At 39.1% G+C, this 19,674-nt stretch carries 19 protein-coding genes and 3 pseudogenes; 19 read left to right on the forward strand and 3 right to left on the reverse strand.

Going from position 1 to position 19,674, the window contains the following annotated elements; translation table 11 throughout:
- Positions 1 to 153: 153 nt before the first annotated feature.
- The 15 genes and pseudogenes from AOT13_RS04280 to AOT13_RS04350 all read left to right on the forward strand — a co-directional run bounded on the left by AOT13_RS04280 (position 154) and on the right by AOT13_RS04350 (position 12,676).
- Positions 154 to 747 (forward strand): hypothetical protein, encoded by a 594-nt coding sequence (locus AOT13_RS04280; RefSeq protein WP_003253474.1) that lies wholly within the window; start codon positions 154 to 156, stop codon positions 745 to 747.
- 405 nt (positions 748 to 1,152) lie between these two features.
- Positions 1,153 to 1,545, forward strand: a pseudogene (locus tag AOT13_RS04285) (helix-turn-helix domain-containing protein); the annotation flags it as partial.
- Between the two features lie 139 nt (positions 1,546 to 1,684).
- Complete coding sequence (gene istA / locus AOT13_RS20910; protein ID WP_232511564.1) at positions 1,685 to 2,632, forward strand: IS21 family transposase; 948 nt, start codon at positions 1,685 to 1,687, stop codon at positions 2,630 to 2,632.
- A complete protein-coding gene (locus tag AOT13_RS20915) occupies positions 2,524 to 3,186 on the forward strand; it encodes a Mu transposase domain-containing protein (protein ID WP_153017395.1) in 663 nt (220 codons plus the stop codon). Before istA ends, AOT13_RS20915 begins: the two co-directional genes overlap by 109 nt.
- Positions 3,183 to 3,905: an IS21-like element helper ATPase IstB gene (gene istB, locus AOT13_RS04300; RefSeq protein WP_042385744.1), complete on the forward strand. Its 723-nt coding sequence runs from the start codon at positions 3,183 to 3,185 to the stop codon at positions 3,903 to 3,905. The genes AOT13_RS20915 and istB overlap by 4 nt, the downstream gene beginning before the upstream one ends.
- Positions 3,906 to 4,013: 108 nt before the next feature.
- Positions 4,014 to 4,271: pseudogene (locus AOT13_RS04305) on the forward strand (ATP-binding cassette domain-containing protein); the annotation flags it as partial.
- A 252-nt stretch (positions 4,272 to 4,523) separates the two neighbouring features.
- The gene (locus AOT13_RS04310) at positions 4,524 to 4,865 is read left to right on the forward strand and encodes a hypothetical protein (protein ID WP_042385740.1); all 342 of its coding nucleotides are present in this window, start codon (positions 4,524 to 4,526) and stop codon (positions 4,863 to 4,865) included.
- 95 nt (positions 4,866 to 4,960) lie between these two features.
- Positions 4,961 to 5,749 carry an ABC transporter permease gene (locus AOT13_RS04315; protein ID WP_042385739.1) on the forward strand — a complete coding sequence of 263 codons (789 nt, stop codon included), beginning with the start codon at positions 4,961 to 4,963 and terminating at the stop codon, positions 5,747 to 5,749.
- Positions 5,742 to 7,256: a permease gene (locus tag AOT13_RS04320; RefSeq protein WP_173662672.1), complete on the forward strand. Its 1,515-nt coding sequence runs from the start codon at positions 5,742 to 5,744 to the stop codon at positions 7,254 to 7,256. Before AOT13_RS04315 ends, AOT13_RS04320 begins: the two co-directional genes overlap by 8 nt.
- Positions 7,257 to 7,273: 17 nt before the next feature.
- Positions 7,274 to 7,912, forward strand: a complete 639-nt coding sequence (locus AOT13_RS04325) for an ABC transporter ATP-binding protein (protein ID WP_042385738.1) — start codon at positions 7,274 to 7,276, stop codon at positions 7,910 to 7,912.
- A 713-nt stretch (positions 7,913 to 8,625) separates the two neighbouring features.
- Positions 8,626 to 9,024: a hypothetical protein gene (locus tag AOT13_RS04330; protein WP_041269417.1), complete on the forward strand. Its 399-nt coding sequence runs from the start codon at positions 8,626 to 8,628 to the stop codon at positions 9,022 to 9,024.
- Positions 9,025 to 9,143: 119 nt separating this feature from the next.
- Entirely contained in the window at positions 9,144 to 10,262 is a 1,119-nt protein-coding gene (locus tag AOT13_RS04335) for an ABC transporter permease (protein WP_013401787.1), read from the forward strand.
- Between the two features lie 13 nt (positions 10,263 to 10,275).
- Positions 10,276 to 11,574, forward strand: a complete 1,299-nt coding sequence (locus AOT13_RS04340) for an ABC transporter permease (protein WP_003253451.1) — start codon at positions 10,276 to 10,278, stop codon at positions 11,572 to 11,574.
- A 2-nt stretch (positions 11,575 to 11,576) separates the two neighbouring features.
- On the forward strand, positions 11,577 to 12,266 hold the full coding sequence (locus AOT13_RS04345; protein ID WP_003253449.1) for an ABC transporter ATP-binding protein: 690 nt from the start codon (positions 11,577 to 11,579) through the stop codon (positions 12,264 to 12,266).
- Positions 12,263 to 12,676, forward strand: a complete 414-nt coding sequence (locus AOT13_RS04350) for a hypothetical protein (RefSeq protein ID WP_013401786.1) — start codon at positions 12,263 to 12,265, stop codon at positions 12,674 to 12,676. The genes AOT13_RS04345 and AOT13_RS04350 overlap by 4 nt, the downstream gene beginning before the upstream one ends.
- Positions 12,677 to 12,792: 116 nt before the next feature.
- On the opposite strand, the pseudogene AOT13_RS04355 reads toward AOT13_RS04350, so the two are convergent.
- From AOT13_RS04355 to AOT13_RS04360, 3 genes and pseudogenes are all read right to left on the reverse strand, one after another.
- Positions 12,793 to 13,352 (reverse strand): annotated as a pseudogene (locus AOT13_RS04355) (IS982 family transposase); the annotation flags it as partial.
- 356 nt (positions 13,353 to 13,708) lie between these two features.
- Complete coding sequence (locus tag AOT13_RS21350) at positions 13,709 to 13,816, reverse strand: putative holin-like toxin (protein WP_370468105.1); 108 nt, start codon at positions 13,814 to 13,816, stop codon at positions 13,709 to 13,711.
- A 701-nt stretch (positions 13,817 to 14,517) separates the two neighbouring features.
- Complete coding sequence (locus AOT13_RS04360; protein ID WP_042385765.1) at positions 14,518 to 15,591, reverse strand: undecaprenyldiphospho-muramoylpentapeptide beta-N-acetylglucosaminyltransferase; 1,074 nt, start codon at positions 15,589 to 15,591, stop codon at positions 14,518 to 14,520.
- 340 nt (positions 15,592 to 15,931) lie between these two features.
- Here AOT13_RS04360 and AOT13_RS04365 point away from each other — a divergent pair, with 340 nt between their 5' ends.
- From AOT13_RS04365 to AOT13_RS04380, 4 genes are all read left to right on the forward strand, one after another.
- A complete protein-coding gene (locus AOT13_RS04365) occupies positions 15,932 to 16,660 on the forward strand; it encodes a polysaccharide deacetylase family protein (protein WP_013877622.1) in 729 nt (242 codons plus the stop codon).
- Between the two features lie 18 nt (positions 16,661 to 16,678).
- Complete coding sequence (locus AOT13_RS04370) at positions 16,679 to 17,275, forward strand: DedA family protein (protein WP_003253441.1); 597 nt, start codon at positions 16,679 to 16,681, stop codon at positions 17,273 to 17,275.
- Positions 17,276 to 17,287: 12 nt separating this feature from the next.
- On the forward strand, positions 17,288 to 18,427 hold the full coding sequence (locus AOT13_RS04375) for an MGDG synthase family glycosyltransferase (protein WP_003253438.1): 1,140 nt from the start codon (positions 17,288 to 17,290) through the stop codon (positions 18,425 to 18,427).
- A gap of 150 nt (positions 18,428 to 18,577) precedes the next feature.
- Complete coding sequence (locus tag AOT13_RS04380; RefSeq protein WP_003253437.1) at positions 18,578 to 19,672, forward strand: D-alanine--D-alanine ligase; 1,095 nt, start codon at positions 18,578 to 18,580, stop codon at positions 19,670 to 19,672.
- Positions 19,673 to 19,674: the final 2 nt, after the last annotated feature.

The following is a 19,674-nucleotide window of genomic DNA, read 5'->3' on the forward strand; positions in this document are numbered from 1 at the left end:
AATTCTATATCATCTATGACGTGTAAAAGAAAAATGAACATGATTAATTTTGGAAAGCAAAACAACAGCATCAAATCGATTTGAAATTTTGAAATAGAGAATAAATTTATGCATGTATGTCAGGGTCAAATATTCTATCAGGAAGGGATCTTTATGAACAAAAGAAAACCTGTTAAAAAGCTTATAGGTATCGTCTTTTTTATATTAGTTTTTGTATTTGCATGTACTGTATTTTTTTTGGATTTATATCTTACTCCTTTAAATGCTGCTAAGAAAAACAATTATATACATAAGAATGCTGTATTACTAAAAGAAATAAGCGCTCGTGAAAACAAAATATATATTTTTCAGGATAACGATCAATCCTATAAAACTGTCATATCTAAGCCTTTTGGACCATTCTGGAAAAGTGAGATAGCATTTAATTATCAATCAAATTTAAAAAATGATATTGAAACAGTTGGCTACGCCAAGATAAATGATCAAACCATTAATATGCTTATGTTGGCTTTTAAAACAAATACAAATGACATTAAATATGTTGAAGCTGGTCCGGACGGAGAAAGATTTTTGCGTCCAATGCATCTAGGGAATATCGAGATTTTTTACTGGGAAGGGAAGTTTAATGAAAGAGATATCAACCCAATAGCTCTTTCTGCCGATAAAAAGCCAAAATATTACTATGGTTTTTCTAAAGATGAACAATATGATGATCTAAGGACAATACAATGGCATGAATATCATTAGTTTCTACGTGAAATATATACTAAAAATAGGGTTTTTACTCATTAGTCCCCCGGACACACGATAAAGGTTATTTCTTATAATCGTAGTGACCAAATAATGGGGCGCGTGATAGATGAAATGGAGAAAGTGTTTGAAGGACTTTAAACTACCAAGCATTCTAAATTCATGTGGAAAGTATCTATAAAAGAAGGAAACTGCGATTAAATATTTTTTAATTGGATTTCTTTTCTTATTTTTGTTTCAACTGTTTAACTCTTTTTTAAATCCTCCGATAGCCTTAATAATATGTTTAATTCTTGTTTTTTGTGTCGTTTGTTAAAGCCGATGATAAAATCCCCAATATAGCCGGAATAAAATTCCCCACTTACAATAGAACCATAGTGTCAACGAGAGGAGCTATGGTTCATGATTACGAGAGGGGGATTTTTTATGATCAAAGAGATGTATGAAAGGGGAATGAGTATTTCCGAAATTGCGAGGAAATTGGGGATCGATCGGAAAACCGTCCGAGAATATATTCACTCCCCCAATCCTCCTTCCAAATCCAAGCGAAAACAAAGAAAAAGCAAGTTAGATCCATTTAAGCCGTATTTTCAAAAACGAATGTTAGAGGATGGGGTGTTTAATAGCGAAAAGTTGTTTTTCGAAATTCGACAACAGGGCTATACGGGAGGAAAGACGATTTTAAAAGACTATATGAAACCTTTCCGAGAGACGGCGAAAAAGAAATACACCGTTCGTTATGAAACGCTTCCTGGCGAACAAATGCAAGTCGATTGGAAAGAAGTTGGGGAGGTGTTTAATGCAAAATAAAAGTAGCGCATTATGCAAGATAAAAGTTTAGCAGTTTGCAAAATAAAAAAATCATTGTCAGCACCCCTCTCCCACCACTAACCTTCTAATTGGACAAAAAGTACAGTTAGAAGGGGAAGAAAGGATGCTTACAATGATTCAACAACATCATATCAAATATTTGTATGAATATAAAGGGATGTCCCTGCGAGCCATTGCCAAAGAGACGGGACATAGCTTTCAAACAATCAAAAAATATGCCAATAAAGAAGATGTCCATCCACTTCCAACTCCAAGGAAGCCAAAACAGTCAAAGTTAGATCCATATAAAGCACAGATTGATGAGCGGTTAGAGGAAGACCGAAAGGTGCCTCGAAAACAAAGGCATACAGGAACTAGGGTATATCGTCGGCTGCTTGAAATGTACGGGGAGGAATTTTCCGTATCCTTGAGGGCGGTGCAGTATTACGTAGCGAAGAAAAAACAAGAAATGTATCAAGATGGTGAAGGTTATCTTCCGTTAGAGCACTCACCGGGAGAGGCACAGGCCGATTTTGGAAGTTTTACGTACCAAGACGAGAAAGGAGTCGAACAGGAAGGATTTTTTCTCACACTCTCTTTTCCATACAGCAATGCCAGTTACGCACAGGTGGTACCGTGGCAGAACCAAGAATGTCTTCTACAAGGATTAAAGCAAATATTTGAGTACATCGGAGGTGTACCGAAACGAATCTGGTTTGATAATCTGTCTGCGGCAGTGACAAGTATTCATCGGAATGGAAAACGCACACTCACCGAATTATTTCAGAAGTTTGCGTTGCATTATAACTTTCATATGAGTTTTGTAATCCAAATAGTGGGCATGAGAAAGGTCATGTCGAAAACAAAGTGGGATATATCCGGCGGAACTTCTTTGTTCCCGTTCCTGTTATTCCGGATATCGAAGAATATAATCGAACTTTACTTTACCGTTGTGATCAAGACATGGACCGAACGCATTATCGGAAAGGAAAATCGATTCAAGAATGGTTTGAGGAGGACAAGAAAGCATTCGGACGGTTACCGAAGACATCGTTTGATGTCTACTGTTTAGAGAGAGCGAAAGCGGATAAGTATGGCAAAGTTCGTTATGCGAAAAATCTCTACTCGACATCTCCGGAATTTGCGCAAAAAGAAGTATGGTTAAAGATTACCTATAATCGTGTCATCGTTTTGAATGATGAATATGACATCGTCATGGAACATCCTCGCTTGTATGGAGAAGGTTTAGAATCCATGAAGTGGATTCCGTATTTAGAATTAATGGCCAGACGGCCAAGATCGTTACAAAACTTAGCGTTTTATAAAGAACTGCCAGATCCATGGAAGGAGTATTTGGCGTATACGACAGAGAAAAAGAAGGCCATACGTTTATTAGCACAGATGTTAAAACAAGAAGAAGACCTGAGTACTGCGACAGAAGCTTTAACGCAAACGTTACAAAATGGGTGCCATGATCCTGACAGCATTCTTACGACTTGGTATCGTCTAACGGGACAAATCCCGGAACCAGTTGAGATTTCCGTTCCATCGGAACTGAGTCAAAAGGTGGTATTTGAAGTCAACTTGGAGCGATACGATAAGCTGTTAGGAGGCATTTCACGATGAAACAGGTGATTGAAGCCTATTGTAAAGAATTAAAGTTAGGGAGTCGCATTGCCGAGTACTATTCCATAATTGAAGCAAATACCCATGAAGAATTTCTCGTACAACTATTAGCACTGGAAGTAGAACATCGACGGGTGACACGGAAAAATCGCTTACTCAAACAAGCCAATTTTGATGTGGTGAAAACATTTCAAGGATACACGTTTGATCATATCGAGTTTCCAAAGCAGTTATCCGTCGAAGAGCTCAAATCAACGAAGTTTATCGAGCGAAAAGAGAATCTAGTTTTATATGGAGGTGTAGGCACAGGCAAGACGCATTTAGCGACAGCGATTGGTGTAGAAGCCTGTAACCAAGGGAAAAGCGTGAAATTTTATCGAATAGCCGCGTTGGTCAATGAGCTGATTGAAGCAAAGAATACAGGAAAGCTCCACAAGATGATGAATCAGCTCGAAAAAATCGATTTACTGATCTGTGATGAATGGGGCTACATCCCTGTAAGCAAAGAAGGAGCGCAGCTCCTTCTCCAAGTCATTGCAGGATGTTACGAAAAGAGAAGTGTCATTATTAACACCAACTTGGAATTCAGTAAATGGAATAGCGTATTCCATGATGAACGATTGACTACGGCTATCATTGACCGCCTTGTTCATCACAGCTATCTCTTAACATTTACAGGAACTAGTTATCGACTGAAACATTCGTATATGAACTTATAAAAAGGCTTGGGGTGCTGAAAAAAATCTTGCGTTTCGCTTAACTTTTAGTTGCAGAAAACAATAAAGAAGTAATAAATGAAAATGTAAGCAGCAAAGTGGAGGTGCGATATGGAAAACAGCGATATTGTTTTATCTGTCAAAAATTTATGTAAAACATATGAAGGGACAGGGCACAAAGTTCAGGCGTTAAAGAATGTGTCGTTTCATTTATACAGAGGTGAACTGCTCGCCGTTATGGGAACAAGCGGATCTGGGAAAAGTACATTGCTGAACATACTTGGCGCTTTAGATGAACCCAATGAAGGAATGATTATGCTAAACGGCATGGTGAAGGAAAACATGTTTACTGAGCCATATGCCACACAACCCCATGATTTGTATGGGATTTTTTATTGTTAAGAAGCGACAAGCACTTCAAGATAATTAAGGAATGAAAAACATATTGTGAATAATATACGCCAAAATGCTTAATATGGAACCTAACCGATATTTCTTACACATCCATATTTTCCAAAGCAAATTTGCGGAAAATACGGATGTTTTTTCTTGTTCATTTTGATACAGTAAGGGTGAAGTCGGCCGGTTATCATCTAAAATTACGAGGAGGAATGTTAAAAAATGAAAAAGAAATTTGCAGTACTTACCTTAGCAGCAGGGCTTCTCGCTGCAGGAGGTTTGGCTCAGGCTGGAACAATGTATGGCGAGTATGACGTAATTGTCCCAAAGTTAAACGGTAATGCGTTTACTCCTCAACAAACCAAATCTACTACCGGTGCATCAGCTGATTTGAAAGTATCTATACTTGGAAAACCATTGGATGCAAGAGCGCATTCTTATAGCGGAGGAACTGGGCCTTGGGTTCGTATCGCAACCGTTGGGGGTCCATTCAAATTGCCTAATTCGATCAAATCAGGTAAGGATGCCCGAGTTGAGTTCAGCTCGGATCTTACTCAATTGTAGACGTAAGGGTAAAGGGAGAGTTGGAGAAGCAATTAATTCACAATGAGAATGGACCGAGCCATTCTCTTCAAAACTAAAACTAAGAGCAGGAAAGGATGTCAAAAATGTTAAGTCATCAGGTGAAAGTAGAATTGATGAGAGCCGTCACCTGGCGTCAATGTGTGATTTGGGCGGCATTGATATTGGTTCTTCCCACCATTCAATTTTTATTGATTAAAGAGAATTATGTTTATTATAGACAATTAGATCTTTTTCTACGATTAAATTCTAATTTTGTTCCGCTGCTTTTTCCTATCATAATGGTTCTTGTGTATGCGATTTACTTCGTAGGCGAACGAAAAAACCATTTTATTCCATATGTGCGTATTCGTATCCCTTTGGCTACTTACTTATTTAGCAAATTAGTAGTCAATGCGATTCTATCTTTTTTGATAGCCTTTTTGATGGTATTCGTCCCTTTTATATTTTCTATGTATATTGAACCTGGTTTGGGAATCGTTCATTTATATCCTGCAGATAGCAATCCTATTCCTTATACGACGTTTGAGCAATTGCTTTTTCTTGGAACATTGCCATATGGAATTATTTACTCGCTATGGGTAGGACTGAATGGAATGATGTATGCGACAATGGGATTATTGCTAGTTATGATCTTAGAGAAACCTTTTGTTGCGCTTTCCATTCCATTTATGTATTATTTGTTAGGCAACTTTATTACACAAATTCTTGGATATGAGCAATTTTCACCCACTTATACTATTTTTCCTTTTAGTATCTCACAACAACCTTTGTGGACGGTATTCGTCCCATTTACAATATTATGTATTGTCATTATCATATTAGGATTTTATTTAAAGGAGAATCTATACAAACACTATGACTAGGATATTAAGAAGTAAATGGAAAGATTTCATCGATGAACTATTTACATTCAAATGGATTATCTTTGGAATGATTATTTACATATATGGATCAAGAAGCAAAGAACAAATATATTATTTTTCAGTTCAAACAAAATTATCGTTGAACAAGTGGGACTTGTTGCATAGCTTTCTCAGTGATATTTATCTTATTTTGTATTTCATTTTACCTGTTTTACTATACCGTTCTATTTCGATTATCATGTCTGATTTTGAGTACACGATTCTTATACGATTAGGTTCTTATCGAAGTTGGGTGTATCAAACATTAAATAAATTTGTTCAAAGCCTCAGTATAGCAACGATGGTTTGGGGAGCAGTGAGTGGGCTTTTATTAATCGGCGCTCCTTCTTTTGCAGGTTGGAGTCCGTTTAGTAAGCTTGATGATTCTCTAAGTGAAACGCAAATATTGCAAAAATTTATAGATACACCCTTTTTAGCATTGTTATTACATCTTTCGTTACTCATTCTAAGTTTGATTTGTATCCACCTTATTCTAGCCATCATTTATGTAAAATCACAAAGAAAAGGTATTGTCATATTCATTGCGGTTTTCATATGGGTATATAGTGGAGTGTCATTTAAACTTCTTCCTAGTCATGCTTATTTATTCAATTTGTGCAATTACCTCATTTTACATTCGGGGGCTGCACAGTTCGGTAATATATGGGGACCGTTCGCAATTGTAATAGGATTGGCGACGTTGGTTGTATGGAGTGTAAATCGAATAGATTTAAATACGAAAATATTTAGTAAATTGCGATATAACTGGGGCTATATCATTTTTTTTGCACTGATTGTCATAGCATTATGGTCCGGTATGCGAGAAAAGTTAGGAAAAACCATTTGGGATCAATTTATTTTCATGTTTATAGGCGGTTCAAACCAAACATTTAGTTTAAAGTCATTTTTGTCTTATTGGGTTATATATTTTGGTTTTATCTATTTAATACAATTGTATTTACAAAGGGAATTGTCGGAAATTGGTTATTATAAGCTTTTGCGTTATCGCTCTATAAGTAAGTGGTTTTGGGAATGGTATCGCAAAATAATGATATATATTGCATTCTATTTGTTAATATTGGCATTATTTTCTTTATTGCTCTCTTCTTTGAAACGTTTTTCTTTTGATTTCTATATTTCTGTTGATAACTCTATTACGATATTCGAGGTATTTTATCATTTTTTTGTCAATGGTTATCTACAAGTTCTCTTCTATGTGTTATTTGTGTTTATTATTTCTTGGCTAAGCAAAGAAATTTTTTATAGTCTATTGGCTATTTGTATACTTTCGATCTTTATGTTTCCAGGTCTTAATAATTGGTTAATCATTCCATCTGGATTGAATAGTATTGGCTATATATTAAGCGATCACTCTATTTATCGTATAAGTGTGGTTCTATCTTTATGGAATATTTTGGGAATAATTTTTGTGTTGTATATTTTTCATAAAAAAGACATTGATTTATAAAAAGGGGAGTGAGAAAGTTGCCACATATACAACTGAATCAAGTCAGTAAATCTTTTAAAGGGGTAACGATTTTTGAAAATATGAATTTTGCAGTGGAAAAGGGGAAAATTTATGGAATTATTGGTCCTAACGGTTCTGGCAAGTCAGTATTATTCAAACTAATATGCGGATTTATATTTCCTGATCGCGGTAGTGTGATCGTGGATGGGGAAGAGTTGGGTACTAATAAACGGTTTCCGAATAATTTTGGAATTATCATTGATCGACCTGGATATATAGCGGGAAAGACAGGGTTTGATAATTTAAAAGCATTAGCCCTAATTAGAAACAAAATTAATGATGACAAAATAAAGAAAACGATGAAGATGGTTGGATTAAATCCAGAATCGACACAAAAGGTAAAACATTACTCACTTGGAATGAAACAAAAGCTTGCCCTTGCTCAAGCCATTATGGAAGATCAACAAACACTTATTTTAGATGAACCATTTAATGCTTTAGATGCTGAAAGCGTTGAAAATATCCGCAATTTACTCCGAAAATTCAAGCAAGAAGGGAGAACTATTTTGCTTACCAGCCATAATCAAGAGGATATTGATGTTCTTTGTGATGAAGTTTACAGAATCAACCATTTTAAACTTGAAAAAGTGAAGTAATTCCTACCATAGGGAAAAGGATAAATTTTCTGTTGAAATGGGAAAGAGAGACTGACTTCCAATCTGGCGAAGCGGTAGTAAGAGTTAACTATTATAGCCTCATTATTCGCAAACTAATACCCAAGTACCTGAGAGCAAATTTGGTATTAGTTTGCTGCTTTTTTATGGTTCATGGCTCGATAAAATATTATCATTTATACGGTTTTAGAAGTGGTAACGTTAGGAGAATTTATGCCGTGACCGCACATCTTTTTATTCCAGCCGCCCGTTTGGGATCCGTTTTTATTAAGGAAATTTGTGATTTTATCGATAACCGTTATCATGCTTGTATGTACAACACTTGTCTTCATTCAGAGAGCAGACAGGAAACCTCAATAGCAATATAGAGCTGCTTGCGCTGTTTCAAGCTTATTGAAGAACAAGGAATGGGGAAAAGCAGTAAAAACTTTCCCTAAAACGAATGCCTAACAAATTAAGCTTCCGTTACTTGTTGCTTCTCAAGCACATGCCTCAGCAGCACTGAAAAACTTTTCTTTATGATGCTCGATGTACTCTAAAAAGATGCCATCGATTTTTTAACCTCATGGACATCCTTAAACATCCGCATTTTCCGCAATCAAATTTGCGGAAAATACGGATGTTTTTTCTTGTTCATTTTGATACAGTAAGGGTGAAGTCGGCCGGCCGTTCATTTTTAAAGTTTAGGGGGAGTGATGAAATTGAATAAAAACCTAAAAACAATTGCTATGTCTTTAGGAATAGGTCTAACTTTGTTGGCAGGGGCTAACGTGTATGCGGCAACCCAAACAGGTACTTTAACGTATAAAGACCTAGAGGCTCGTTATAAACTGGATGTCGATTGGAACTGGTTTGATAATGATAATGCAGTAGCTGAAACAAAATTTGTAAATCCTAAGAGTGGCTATAAAGTAGCTGTAAGATTAGAAATGTGGAAAAATGGTAAGATGCAAGGTTATAAATATCAGGAAGATAAAAAATGGGCACAGGTAACATATTCTTGGACAGGAGTTGATGTGTATCAAAGCAGACACTCTATTAATGATGTAAGCACAAACAAAGAGCTTGTTGTTCGTTCGTTGAGAGACGATTAATAGGAATTTTAGGCAAACATAAACGAGTATATTTACTCATTTATGTTTGCTCGCTCTTTTTTTGAATGACTATCTAAATTATTACTAGTGCCTTAGCTTCTATGAGAGAAGGTGTATCTGTGATTTTCTATTCTATCAAAAATCAATTAAAAGCACATCCCATTACCACTTTTTTTATTGTGTTAGGTTTGTCGTTGTCGGTGTTGATGATTTCAGTAGGAATTTCCAGTATTAACTATTCTCAGCTTCTTGAGCAAGAACAGGCGCGTTACCAACCGCGGCATGCCGTAAGCGTAGACATTACCTTTGCCAAAGAACCAAATTGGCAGCACATCTTGGAACTATTTGAAAGTATCGATCCACAAACAGGGGTTATTTTGGAAGATGTCATATTGCCCCATCGTGATGCTATGATGGCGGTTACGCCGGAATATTGGACAAAAGAAGTGGTAGAACGTTTTCCTTTAACGCAAGGGCGGTATTTTACGATCAAAGAGATAAAAAGAGGAGAAAAAGTAGCGCTTGTTGGGAAAGAAAGAATGGAAGACGTTATTATCGAAGGCAGCGAGCAATATCTCATGGCAGGTCGTGACAAATACAAAGTAATTGGAATCATTGGTGTTAAAGGAAAAAAGACAAGGGCGATTGATTATCAAGTGGTTATTCCAATGACGTCTCTTCCTGCTGATACAATTAATAAATTAACAAGTACGAAACAGCTGCATTTTACCATTCATAACCCGGTTAAGGATACGTATCCGGATGAAAAAATTATTCGAAACAATATGGAACAGTTATTTCCTGAAACACAAATGGACGTTTCGCCTTACATGAGTAAGACAATGTTCCATGTTGAGCTAAGTGAACGACTCTCGTTGATGGTAATGATTTATTTGTTAGCCATTGTGAATGCCATTAATCTTACTTCTTATTGGATTCAAGAAAGAACGTATGAAATTGGTATCAAAAAGGCGTTTGGTTATAGTAATTATGATATTGTTTCCATGCTTTTCTGGGAGATGTGTTTGATTTCCAGTACATCCGTTATTATTGGATATACGATACAGCTGGTATTCAACCGTGTTATTGAACAATGGATTGATTATCCTATCGATATTTCCATCACCCATCTATCTACAGCGGTTCTATTTGTTGTGTTTTCAGCCGTGCTAACTATTATTATTCCGGCGATAAAAGCGATTAAAATACAACCTGTTGATGTGATGAATAGAAGATAAAGGCGGTAGAACGATGAAATATACGAGGATTGCTTTTTCATCCATTGTAAAAAGAAAACTATCAATCTTGTTGATGGCACTCCAGCTTGTCGTCTCATTTTGGATGATTAACCATGCGCTAATTACCATAGATACGCTCAACTATCAAGAAAAACAGCTTTTTTCCATCTCTAAGATGGATGAGTATAAGACAGTGAAGTTGACGATGCCGGATGGGGATGATACTCAGTGGTTTGCGGAGCGGTTTCGGCAATTAGAAACATACATAAAAAGTTTACCAGAAATCCAAGGATACGGATCATTTAACACAACTAGCATCGTACCTCAAGATTTTCCCAAATGGCAAAAATATCAGCAGCGGAATAAGCAATTGTATGCGGGGACAAGAAGAGAAGATGATATTGAGAGTTCAGGCATTATTTATTTCGATTATGATATATATCGCCTGTTCACAAAGTTTGTCGTTATAAAGGGAAGAATGTTAGAAGAAGCAGATTTCCAAAAAGAAAACAACGATGTGATCCCTGTTTTAGTGGGATACGATTATCGTGATGTTTTTCGCATCGGGGACCGTTTTAAAGCTGAAGCCGGTGCAGGAGAAAAAACCATTAAAGTGACGTATGAAGTAGTCGGGATACTTGAAAAGGGAAGTAGATGGCTGTCGGGAAATGACTATTTTGTCAGTCCCGCTGACAACTTGGATCATTTTTTTGTCGCTCCTTTTTTTCCAGAGCAAAGAGAGGGCCGACCGATCAGTGTTGCCGTGCGATTACATAATACGTTCATCCAGCTTCATTCTGAAAAACAATTTAAGGACGTTAAAGTAGCCATTATGAAAAAAGGAAAAGAATTAGGGATTTCTCCTGTTTTGCAAACTGTTAGAAAAGATGTTGATGCCTATCAAGAGAATACCCGTAAAAGCAATCATTATGCTTTAGCTATCGGAACATTTTTTCTCATAGTGACCTTGATCGGTGTGATTTCTGTAACAATTTCATCGATTCGTGCACGAAAATATGAATTCGGTGTGATGATGGTGACAGGGGCGAGCAAACGAGATATTTCGTTCATGCTGATCATGGAACTGTTTTTCCTTATAGGAATTTCCGCCGTCATCGGTGTAATCGTCAGCTATTTGACCGAAGTCAATAATGATTTTTTAGGCTATAACATCCGGTTAGAGGCCTTTACATGGTGGTTGTATGGGAAAGTAGCGATCATCGCTATATTCATTATACTATTTTCAGCGATTATTCCATTATGGAACATTAAAAAGCTGGAATTACGGGAGTTGGTGGAAGGGAGAGAGTAACGATGGCTCTCATTGAGTTGGAGAAGATTTCGAAAAAGTACGGGAAAGATGAGTACACAACCGTTGCGTTAAAAGGCATTGATTTAACGGTGCATAATGGTGAATTCGTTTCTATTATGGGTCCTTCCGGATCAGGAAAATCTACGTTGTTAAATATTATTGGCTGTGTGGATGTGCCAACGGAAGGCATTTATCGTCTCGATGGAATTAATGTAACAACATTGCGTGATAAAGAACTCAGCCAAATTCGAAACAGAACGATCAGTTTTGTCTTTCAGCATTTTGCTCTCATGCATAACTTCACCGTTTTTGAGAATGTCGCTCTTCCGCTGTTTAAGCGGGATATAAGTAAAAAGGAGATAAAAGAAAAAGTGGATTATTATTTAGAGAAACTTGGCATTGCCGATTTAAGAAAAAAGAATGTCTCGAAGTTGTCAGGAGGGCAAAAGCAGCGAGTGGCCATTGCACGCGCAATGGCGGCAGAAACCGATATCGTGCTCGCAGATGAACCAACAGGTGCATTGGATCAAGAAAACGGAGCGAGGCTGATGGAACTTCTTTGCCAAATGAACGAAGAAGGGAAATGCATTATTGTCATCACACATGATGAAAAAGTTGCTTCGTATACGAAACGAATCGTTCGAATTGTCGATGGACAAATCCAATCAGACACGAAAGGGGAAAGACAATGAGTAAAAGAGGAATTTGGCCTGTCATTGCGGTCATTATGACAGCGATTATACTTGGCGGATGGTATTATGTTTTTTTCTATAATAAGCAAAATTTTGAATCATCAGCCGAGGGAACATTTCTCCCAGAGGAGTACGAACAACAATACCATGTGTTTGAAGCGACAATTAATGTCAACAAAAACAAATTTGATCAACTGCTCATCGAACATCGTATTGATTTGCGGGAAGGAAGCTTGAAGTATGCACTATATAACCCTAACGGCAAACTGGTTGAAAAAGGGGAAGTGAAGGCGGGGACTCCTTTTGCTAAAACGCTGAAGGTGAAACCAATCAAAGGAGAATGGATGGCAAAATACTATATCAATAAAGAAACGGATGGACACTATCTTTTAAAAATGAAAAGTAGCTAGACTGTTTTTGCAATGCATTAAGAGCATGTTCACAAACGCATAGCGAATGCATAATGCACATAAACAATCCATCATCTTAAGTGATGATTATAATTACCCGTGGTGCTAGTTGCGCTTTAGCGCTCAACTAGCCCAAGTGTAACTAGGAATAGGCTAACAATATTCCATCGAGCGCTACTTCAAATCCGATCATGGAATTCGCTCGAATCTCTGTGATCCGGTATTGGTCAACCAGAACCGAGAACATCGTCTCGATCACTTTGCGTTTTTGTTTGATCCACTGCTCCCATGTCTCAGGAGGACGATGTTTCTGGTTTTTTCGAGACGGGGTCCAAAGCGCCATTTGGTATTCTTCGTACAGCCTTTTTTGCAAGTCACGGCTAATGAACCCTTTGTCCCTGAGGTTATAGGGATGCGGAATTTGGGGCATGACGCTTTCGGCTGCGATTCGATCATGGCAGGGTGCTTCCGTCACCACATATCCCATCGGCAGGCCTTGATCGGTCACTTGAAGGTGCAGCTTAAACCTGTAGTATCATTGCTTTTTCGAAGCACAATGCCCGATATCAGAGATTCCTTGAAACCGTTTGACACGATACATTCTCGCGGCATGGCACAACTCCAACGGCAAGCTATCGACCACAGCGTAGGCATGGTGCTGCCCGCGTTTGGCCATATCGTAAATTTTAAAAAAAATAGCGATCAAGCCCTAATTATTGTGTAAAATTCCACTCTCCGCTCAGTGAACTTGGATCACTGGAAAACGAGGCCGTTTTTTGTCATTTTCTTTTTATACAATTTCTGGGACTTAATTTTGCACGTTAGAGGAAAAATAAAAATATCCGTGCATCAGCATCAAACATAAGTCTTCATTTCACAACCCTAATCGTGTATAATATACACAAAAGGTTCTTATAATAATAAGACCAAGGGTGCTGCAACACCCTCGGTCCTGCAATAGAACGGTTCCCTACAAGGGGGATCGGCAGTAGGCGGAAATAATCCACCCATGGCCGTTAACTCAAGGGTGGATTATTTCTTTTGGCTGTAAGACAGTATTGAAACGATAAGACTTGCGAAAGCAATCGCAAACATTAACGCTTCAAATACCGTCATCGGCATCACCCCCTTTCTGCACATAAAGGGGTACAATGCCGCCCCACCCTTGAGTTCTCCCGTACTATTGCTTTCCTATTATACTATATATTTACAAATTTTGAAATGGAAGATATAAGGTTTATCTTCTGTTTTTATTGGAAAACAGATGCCTTGTAGGGCATCTTTTTTATTGCGTATGGATGTTTAATCAATAATGCTAAAAAATAAAGGAGTTTCGATACTCTTTTGTTAATTTCTTTGTTACACTTATACTCTTTTCAACATCCTTCTTAAATTATGAAAATGGGATATATATAACACTAGTATTTTTATTGCTCGTTAATTTAACTTGCATGACCCTTTCAAAAAACTTATCCCTCCATAACAACAGTAGAACGAAGATGTAAGAAAGATAAAAACGCTCGCCTCTTTATAGAAACGAGCGTTTAACCAATGTGGTTTATATGGAAACTATCTATGGATCGGAGCACCGTCCTGCTAGCCGACAGGAGGTGAGACGGGCATCTTTGCAGTGCTAGTTTCTGTCAGGCTTCCACCGTCCCTGACTCGCTGCCGCTTTCTATATAACTACTCTCTTCGTCATCGAAATGAATATGCTTTTTACGTCATTATAACAATTTGCCCAACATATTCAAGGAGGTTTGGCCAATTTTCAAGGTGAATGTAACCTATTGGATTTTATATGGCATCTGTGTGTTGTGCGGATGCCATGTCCTTTTTGTTTAATTTTTCCTCGTTTCCTCAATCAGCGACAGCAACTTTTGTAGCGCGTCTCCCGCGTCGGACTGTTCCATGTTTTTCCGGTAGCGGTCTTTGTTTTCGTAAAGATGATAAATGGCGTTTCGCAGCGATTCGTTCGTTAAGTCTTCTTCCATCAGCACTGCGGCGTAGCCTGATTTTTCGAACGAGCGGGCGTTTAAAATTTGGTCGCCGCGGCTCGCTTCTTTGGAAAGAGGAATAAGCAGCATCGGCTTGCGCAAGGCGAGAAATTCGAAAATCGAGTTGGCGCCGGCGCGCGATAAGATGATATCCGCCATCGCCATCAAATGCGGGAGCTCTTCATCCACGTATTCAAACTGCTTGTATCCTTTTTCGTTCGCCAGTTTGGCATCGATATTGCCTTTCCCGCAAATGTGGACGATTTGAAAATCGACGAGCAGTTTTGGCAAATTGGCGCGCAGCGCGTCATTAATCCGCTTCGAGCCTAAGCTTCCGCCCATGGCGAGCAGAACAGGTTTCCCTTTTTCGAATTGGCAAAGCGCCCGCCCTTTGTCGGCGTTTCCCTGTTTTAATTGTTCGCGTACAACCGCGCCGATATAAATCCCTTTTTCTTCTTTAACATGGCGAAGCGTTTCTGGAAATGTAACGCAAATTTTTGTCGCAAATGGCATCGCGATTTTATTGGCAAGTCCCGGAGTGATATCCGATTCATGGATGATGGCGGGAACGCCATTCAGCCACGCGCCGATAATGACAGGGACGGAAACGAATCCGCCTTTCGAAAATACGAGGCTCGGCTTTTCTTTTTTTATGATGCGGTACGCTTGCAGCGTGCCTTTGAGGACTTTAAATGGATCTTTAAAGTTGTTCCAGTCAAAGTAGCGGCGCAATTTTCCTGTCGAAATCGGAAAATAAGGCACACCTTCCACTTTGGAAATAAGTTCGCGCTCAATGCCTTGATGGGAACCGATATACGCGATGTCCCAGCCTTGTTCTTTTAGCTTTGGAATGAGCGCTAAATTGACCATCACATGCCCCGCTGTTCCGCCGCCGGTAAGAATAATTTTTTTATTCAACATCATCACCTGTCTTTTTAGGTATCATGCCACTTAACATTTTTTAGAAACCATTATTGCGGAATTTCGTATTGTATTATAGCAAATAACTTAGGGCTTCGGGTGCAGAAACATGAAAACTTCGCGTGAATGAAGCGCTATCAAGGCCATGTTACGTCCCATTCCGCTTTTTTATAGCAATTTTTATTTAAAAGTGCGGTATGATCAATAGTCCTGTAATATATTATGATCTTTGCTGAGAAATATAAAATTGGAATTTTTTATATAAAATGAATAGATTGCAATTTTCTGTTTTCAAAAAAAGAGAGTATTGGTAAAGTACAAATAAGGGGTGAAAACGATGCTATTATGGATCGTTTTAGTTGTTGGAGCAATGATCATATTGTACGGCATCGTTCCAACCGTGCTGATTCGAAAAGCGAATTTTCGCGTTTACCGCAAAGGCGCTTCACCAGGAATGATCGCATTAACGTTCGATGACGGTCCTGACCCGTATTACACGCCGAGATTGCTAGATTTATTAAAAAAATATCAAGTGAAGGCGACCTTTTTTGTTGTCGGAAAAAAAGCGAAGCAATACCCTTCTATCGTGAAGAGAATGCATGATGAAGGGCATGAAATCGGGATGCATAACTATCGCCATATTAGCAATTGGTTCATTTTTCCGCCGTTTTTAGGAAAAGGGTTGCGAAAATCGGCAAATATTATCGAACAAATTACAGGAACGCGGCCGATTTATTATCGCCCGCCATGGGGACATTTTAATTTATTTACCCCGTTTTTGCAAAAAAAATATCCGACGGTGATGTGGACGGCTATTCTTGGCGACTGGAATGTGAAGGTTGGAGCGTTGGAATTGCATAAGCGGCTGAAAAACAGCGTGGAAGATGGAGCGATTATCGTTCTCCATGATAGCGGAACAACGTTTGGAGCTGACGAACTGGCGCCGGAACAAATGCTGGCGGCGCTGGAATGGTTGTTGAAAGAAGAAAAAGCAAAAAAGATGCGCTGGGTGACGATTACAGATTTGCTGAACGCGCAAACTAATAAACAAATTTCATCAATATAATAAATAATGGGGGATGGAATGGATACAGGGGTTTTGTTTTCATATGTGCACTCATATGGATATGCAATTATTTTTCTGTTTCTGTTTTTTGGTGTTGTCGGCATTCCCGCGCCAGAAGAGAGTTTGCTCTTTTTTCTCGGGATTTTTATTGCCAAGCAGCAGTTGTTATGGCAATACTGTTTTATGGCAAGCTGGTGCGGCGTGGTGGCGGGGATGGTCATTGCCTACGGCCTTGGCCGCTTTTTCGGGGCGCCATTTATTAAAAGGTATGGAAAGTATATCGGAATAAAAGAAGAAAAATGGGAGCGAACAAAAAGGTTGTTTCACCGGCACGGAAAGTGGGTCATTTTGTTCGGCTATTATGTTCCGGGCGTTCGGCAAGTTTCCCCATATATGGCTGGCGTGATCCGCTTTCCTTTCCGTTCCTTTTTATTGCATGCCTCCGTTGGCGCGGCGATATGGACGATCCCGATTATCGTTGTTGGGATGCTGCTCGGCCGGCATGTGAAAATTCCGCTCATTTATTTTCCAATGTTCGGAATTGCTGCATTTTTGCTATTTTTGTCTGGGATGTGGGTCGCGCAACGATTTCGCAAAAAATCTTTTGAAAATTAAAGGGAGCCAACGATGATGAAAATTCTTGTATTACCGTTGTTCCAAATGAGTACGGGGCATCATAAAGTCGCGGATACGTTGATCGATTTCCTGCAAAGGCAGTTTCAAGATGTACACTGCAAAAAAATAGATTTTTTAAGCTATTGCAATGAATTTATGGAAAAAATTGTTTCGGAAATGTATTTACGGTGGATTCGCTCTCATCCAGCTTCCTATCACCGCGTTTATAAGACATTTATGTACCCTGATTTTCATTGGCTGGAATTCGTTTCGCTTGAACCATGGCTGCCTTATTTTGAGAATAAAATGAAAAAATTGTTGGAGAAGGAGAGACCAACGCTTATCATTTGCACTCATTCGTTCCCATCGCGCATTTTGCAACGACTAAAGCGGAAAAGGGCGACTCAAACGCCAGTAATCAACGTGTATACAGACTTTTTTATCAATAGCGTGTGGGGGAAACGGGATATTGACTATCATTTTGTTCCGCATGCGGATGCAAAACGGGAACTAATGACGAAATATCATATTGATGAAAAGCGGATTATCGTGACAGGCATTCCTGTTCATGAAGCATTTATGGCCAAACATTCCGAAGCGAAAGGGAAAAGGCGCCCGTTTCATTTGTTGCTGGCGGGAGGCAACCAAGGGCTAGGCAATATTATCGATTTTTTTAAGAAAATGGAATACTCCCGCTTGTTCCGTTATTCGGTATTATGTGGAACAAACAAAAAGTTATATGATGAAATCGCGAGATGGAAGCATCCACATATCCGCCCTTTTTCATACATATCAAGCCCGCAAGAAATGAACCGCTTGTATAACGAAGTGGATGCGGTCATTACAAAGCCGGGCGGCGTTACGGTCAGTGAAGTGCTGCATAAGCAATTGCCTCTTTTCACCGTTAGTTATTTGCCTGGCCAAGAACAAATTAATTTGCAATATCTTGAAAAACGCGGACTAATTTATAATTTGACGGGCCATTGTTATTACGAGCGCAAAATCGTGCATGTATTAACGGACGAAATAGAAAAAAACCGTTTTTATCGCCGGGTGAATGAATATTTTTCCCAGATCGAAAAAACAGCGCAAGACGCGTTAAAAGAGATTGTCGCGATGCATCAAAGACAATACCGTGCTTTATGGAAATAGCAATTTCGCCATCTAACAGACTGGTTAGATGGTGTTTTTGCTATTTTCCAAGTGGCAAGACAGCCTGCATTGCTCATATAAAATTACCATACGATTGTGCTTGAAACATGTTAAAATAAAAACTATGGTAAACAAAGAGGAGGAACTTCAATGAAAACGAGAGTAGGGATTTTATATGGCGGAAAATCGCCTGAACATAACGTATCTTTATCAACAGCGATGGCAGTGATGAATGCCATTGATAAAACGAAATTTGACGTCATCCCAATTTATATTACGACAGAAGGGCAGTGGATCAAAGGCGAGCGGTTGACCGGACAAGTCACGGAAATAAAACAATTGCAGTTTCAGTCTGAGGCGAAAGCCATTATACCGGTGGCGTTGAACCAAACGCCGACAGCTGCAGATGGGAAAAAGCAGGAGGAAGCGGCTGTCGATGTCATTTTTCCGCTGCTGCACGGGCCGAACGGGGAAGATGGTACGGTGCAAGGGCTGCTTGAGCTGCTTAATATTCCTTACGTCGGAAACGGAGTGCTTGCCTCTGCGGTTGGCATGGACAAAGTGGTGATGAAAAACTTGTTCGCGCAAGCGGGATTGCGCCAAGCGAAATACGTGTCGTTTACGAAGCGGGAATGGAGTAAAAATGAAGAAGCGGCGTATGACAAGGTGGAACAAGCGCTTGGCTACCCTTGTTTCGTCAAACCGGCGAATGCCGGATCAAGCGTCGGAATTACGAAGTGCAAACGGCGCGCTGATTTGCAAGCGGCTTTTGCCGAGGCATTTAAGTATGACCGCAAAATTATTGTTGAGGAAGCGATTGTTGGCCGCGAAATCGAAATTGGCGTCATCGGTAACGATGATCCGATTTGTTCCGTTGTCGGAGAAATCGTGCCGAAAAAAGAATTTTACGATTATCAAGCGAAGTATGAGGACGGCAATACAGAATTAATTATTCCGGCAGATGTGACAAGCGAGCAGTACGAAACAATAAAACAAATGGCGATTACCGCGTTTAAGGCGCTTGATCTTTCGGGGCTCGTGCGGGCCGACTTTTTCTTAGGGGAAGACGGCGAAGTCTACATTAATGAAATTAATACAATGCCTGGGTTTACGCCGTATAGCATGTTTCCTTTGTTATGGAAACATAGCGGCATCTCCTATCCGGAACTGATTGAGCGCCTCGTACAGTTGGCGATCGAACGGCATGAAGAAAAGCAAACGATCACGTACACGTTTGAGAAATAAAA

This window comes from Parageobacillus thermoglucosidasius, assembly GCF_001295365.1.
Classification (GTDB): domain Bacteria; phylum Bacillota; class Bacilli; order Bacillales; family Anoxybacillaceae; genus Parageobacillus; species Parageobacillus thermoglucosidasius.

What these genes read in the sequence shown, in the direction of transcription:
- istB (WP_042385744.1), top strand. Translation starts at nt 3,183, where the DNA reads ATGAAACAGGTGATTGAAGCCTATTGTAAAGAATTAAAGTTAGGGAGT.
- AOT13_RS04315 (WP_042385739.1), top strand. Translation starts at nt 4,961, where the DNA reads ATGTCAAAAATGTTAAGTCATCAGGTGAAAGTAGAATTGATGAGAGCC.
- AOT13_RS04375 (WP_003253438.1), top strand. Translation starts at nt 17,288, where the DNA reads ATGATGAAAATTCTTGTATTACCGTTGTTCCAAATGAGTACGGGGCAT.
- AOT13_RS04345 (WP_003253449.1), top strand. Translation starts at nt 11,577, where the DNA reads ATGGCTCTCATTGAGTTGGAGAAGATTTCGAAAAAGTACGGGAAAGAT.
- AOT13_RS04365 (WP_013877622.1), top strand. Translation starts at nt 15,932, where the DNA reads ATGCTATTATGGATCGTTTTAGTTGTTGGAGCAATGATCATATTGTAC.
- AOT13_RS04320 (WP_173662672.1), top strand. Translation starts at nt 5,742, where the DNA reads ATGACTAGGATATTAAGAAGTAAATGGAAAGATTTCATCGATGAACTA.
- AOT13_RS04370 (WP_003253441.1), top strand. Translation starts at nt 16,679, where the DNA reads ATGGATACAGGGGTTTTGTTTTCATATGTGCACTCATATGGATATGCA.
- istA (WP_232511564.1), top strand. Translation starts at nt 1,685, where the DNA reads ATGCTTACAATGATTCAACAACATCATATCAAATATTTGTATGAATAT.
- AOT13_RS04340 (WP_003253451.1), top strand. Translation starts at nt 10,276, where the DNA reads ATGAAATATACGAGGATTGCTTTTTCATCCATTGTAAAAAGAAAACTA.
- AOT13_RS04280 (WP_003253474.1), top strand. Translation starts at nt 154, where the DNA reads ATGAACAAAAGAAAACCTGTTAAAAAGCTTATAGGTATCGTCTTTTTT.
- AOT13_RS20915 (WP_153017395.1), top strand. Translation starts at nt 2,524, where the DNA reads ATGGACCGAACGCATTATCGGAAAGGAAAATCGATTCAAGAATGGTTT.
- AOT13_RS04330 (WP_041269417.1), top strand. Translation starts at nt 8,626, where the DNA reads ATGAAATTGAATAAAAACCTAAAAACAATTGCTATGTCTTTAGGAATA.
- AOT13_RS04380 (WP_003253437.1), top strand. Translation starts at nt 18,578, where the DNA reads ATGAAAACGAGAGTAGGGATTTTATATGGCGGAAAATCGCCTGAACAT.
- AOT13_RS04310 (WP_042385740.1), top strand. Translation starts at nt 4,524, where the DNA reads ATGAAAAAGAAATTTGCAGTACTTACCTTAGCAGCAGGGCTTCTCGCT.
- AOT13_RS04350 (WP_013401786.1), top strand. Translation starts at nt 12,263, where the DNA reads ATGAGTAAAAGAGGAATTTGGCCTGTCATTGCGGTCATTATGACAGCG.
- AOT13_RS21350 (WP_370468105.1), bottom strand. Translation starts at nt 13,816, where the DNA reads ATGTGCAGAAAGGGGGTGATGCCGATGACGGTATTTGAAGCGTTAATG.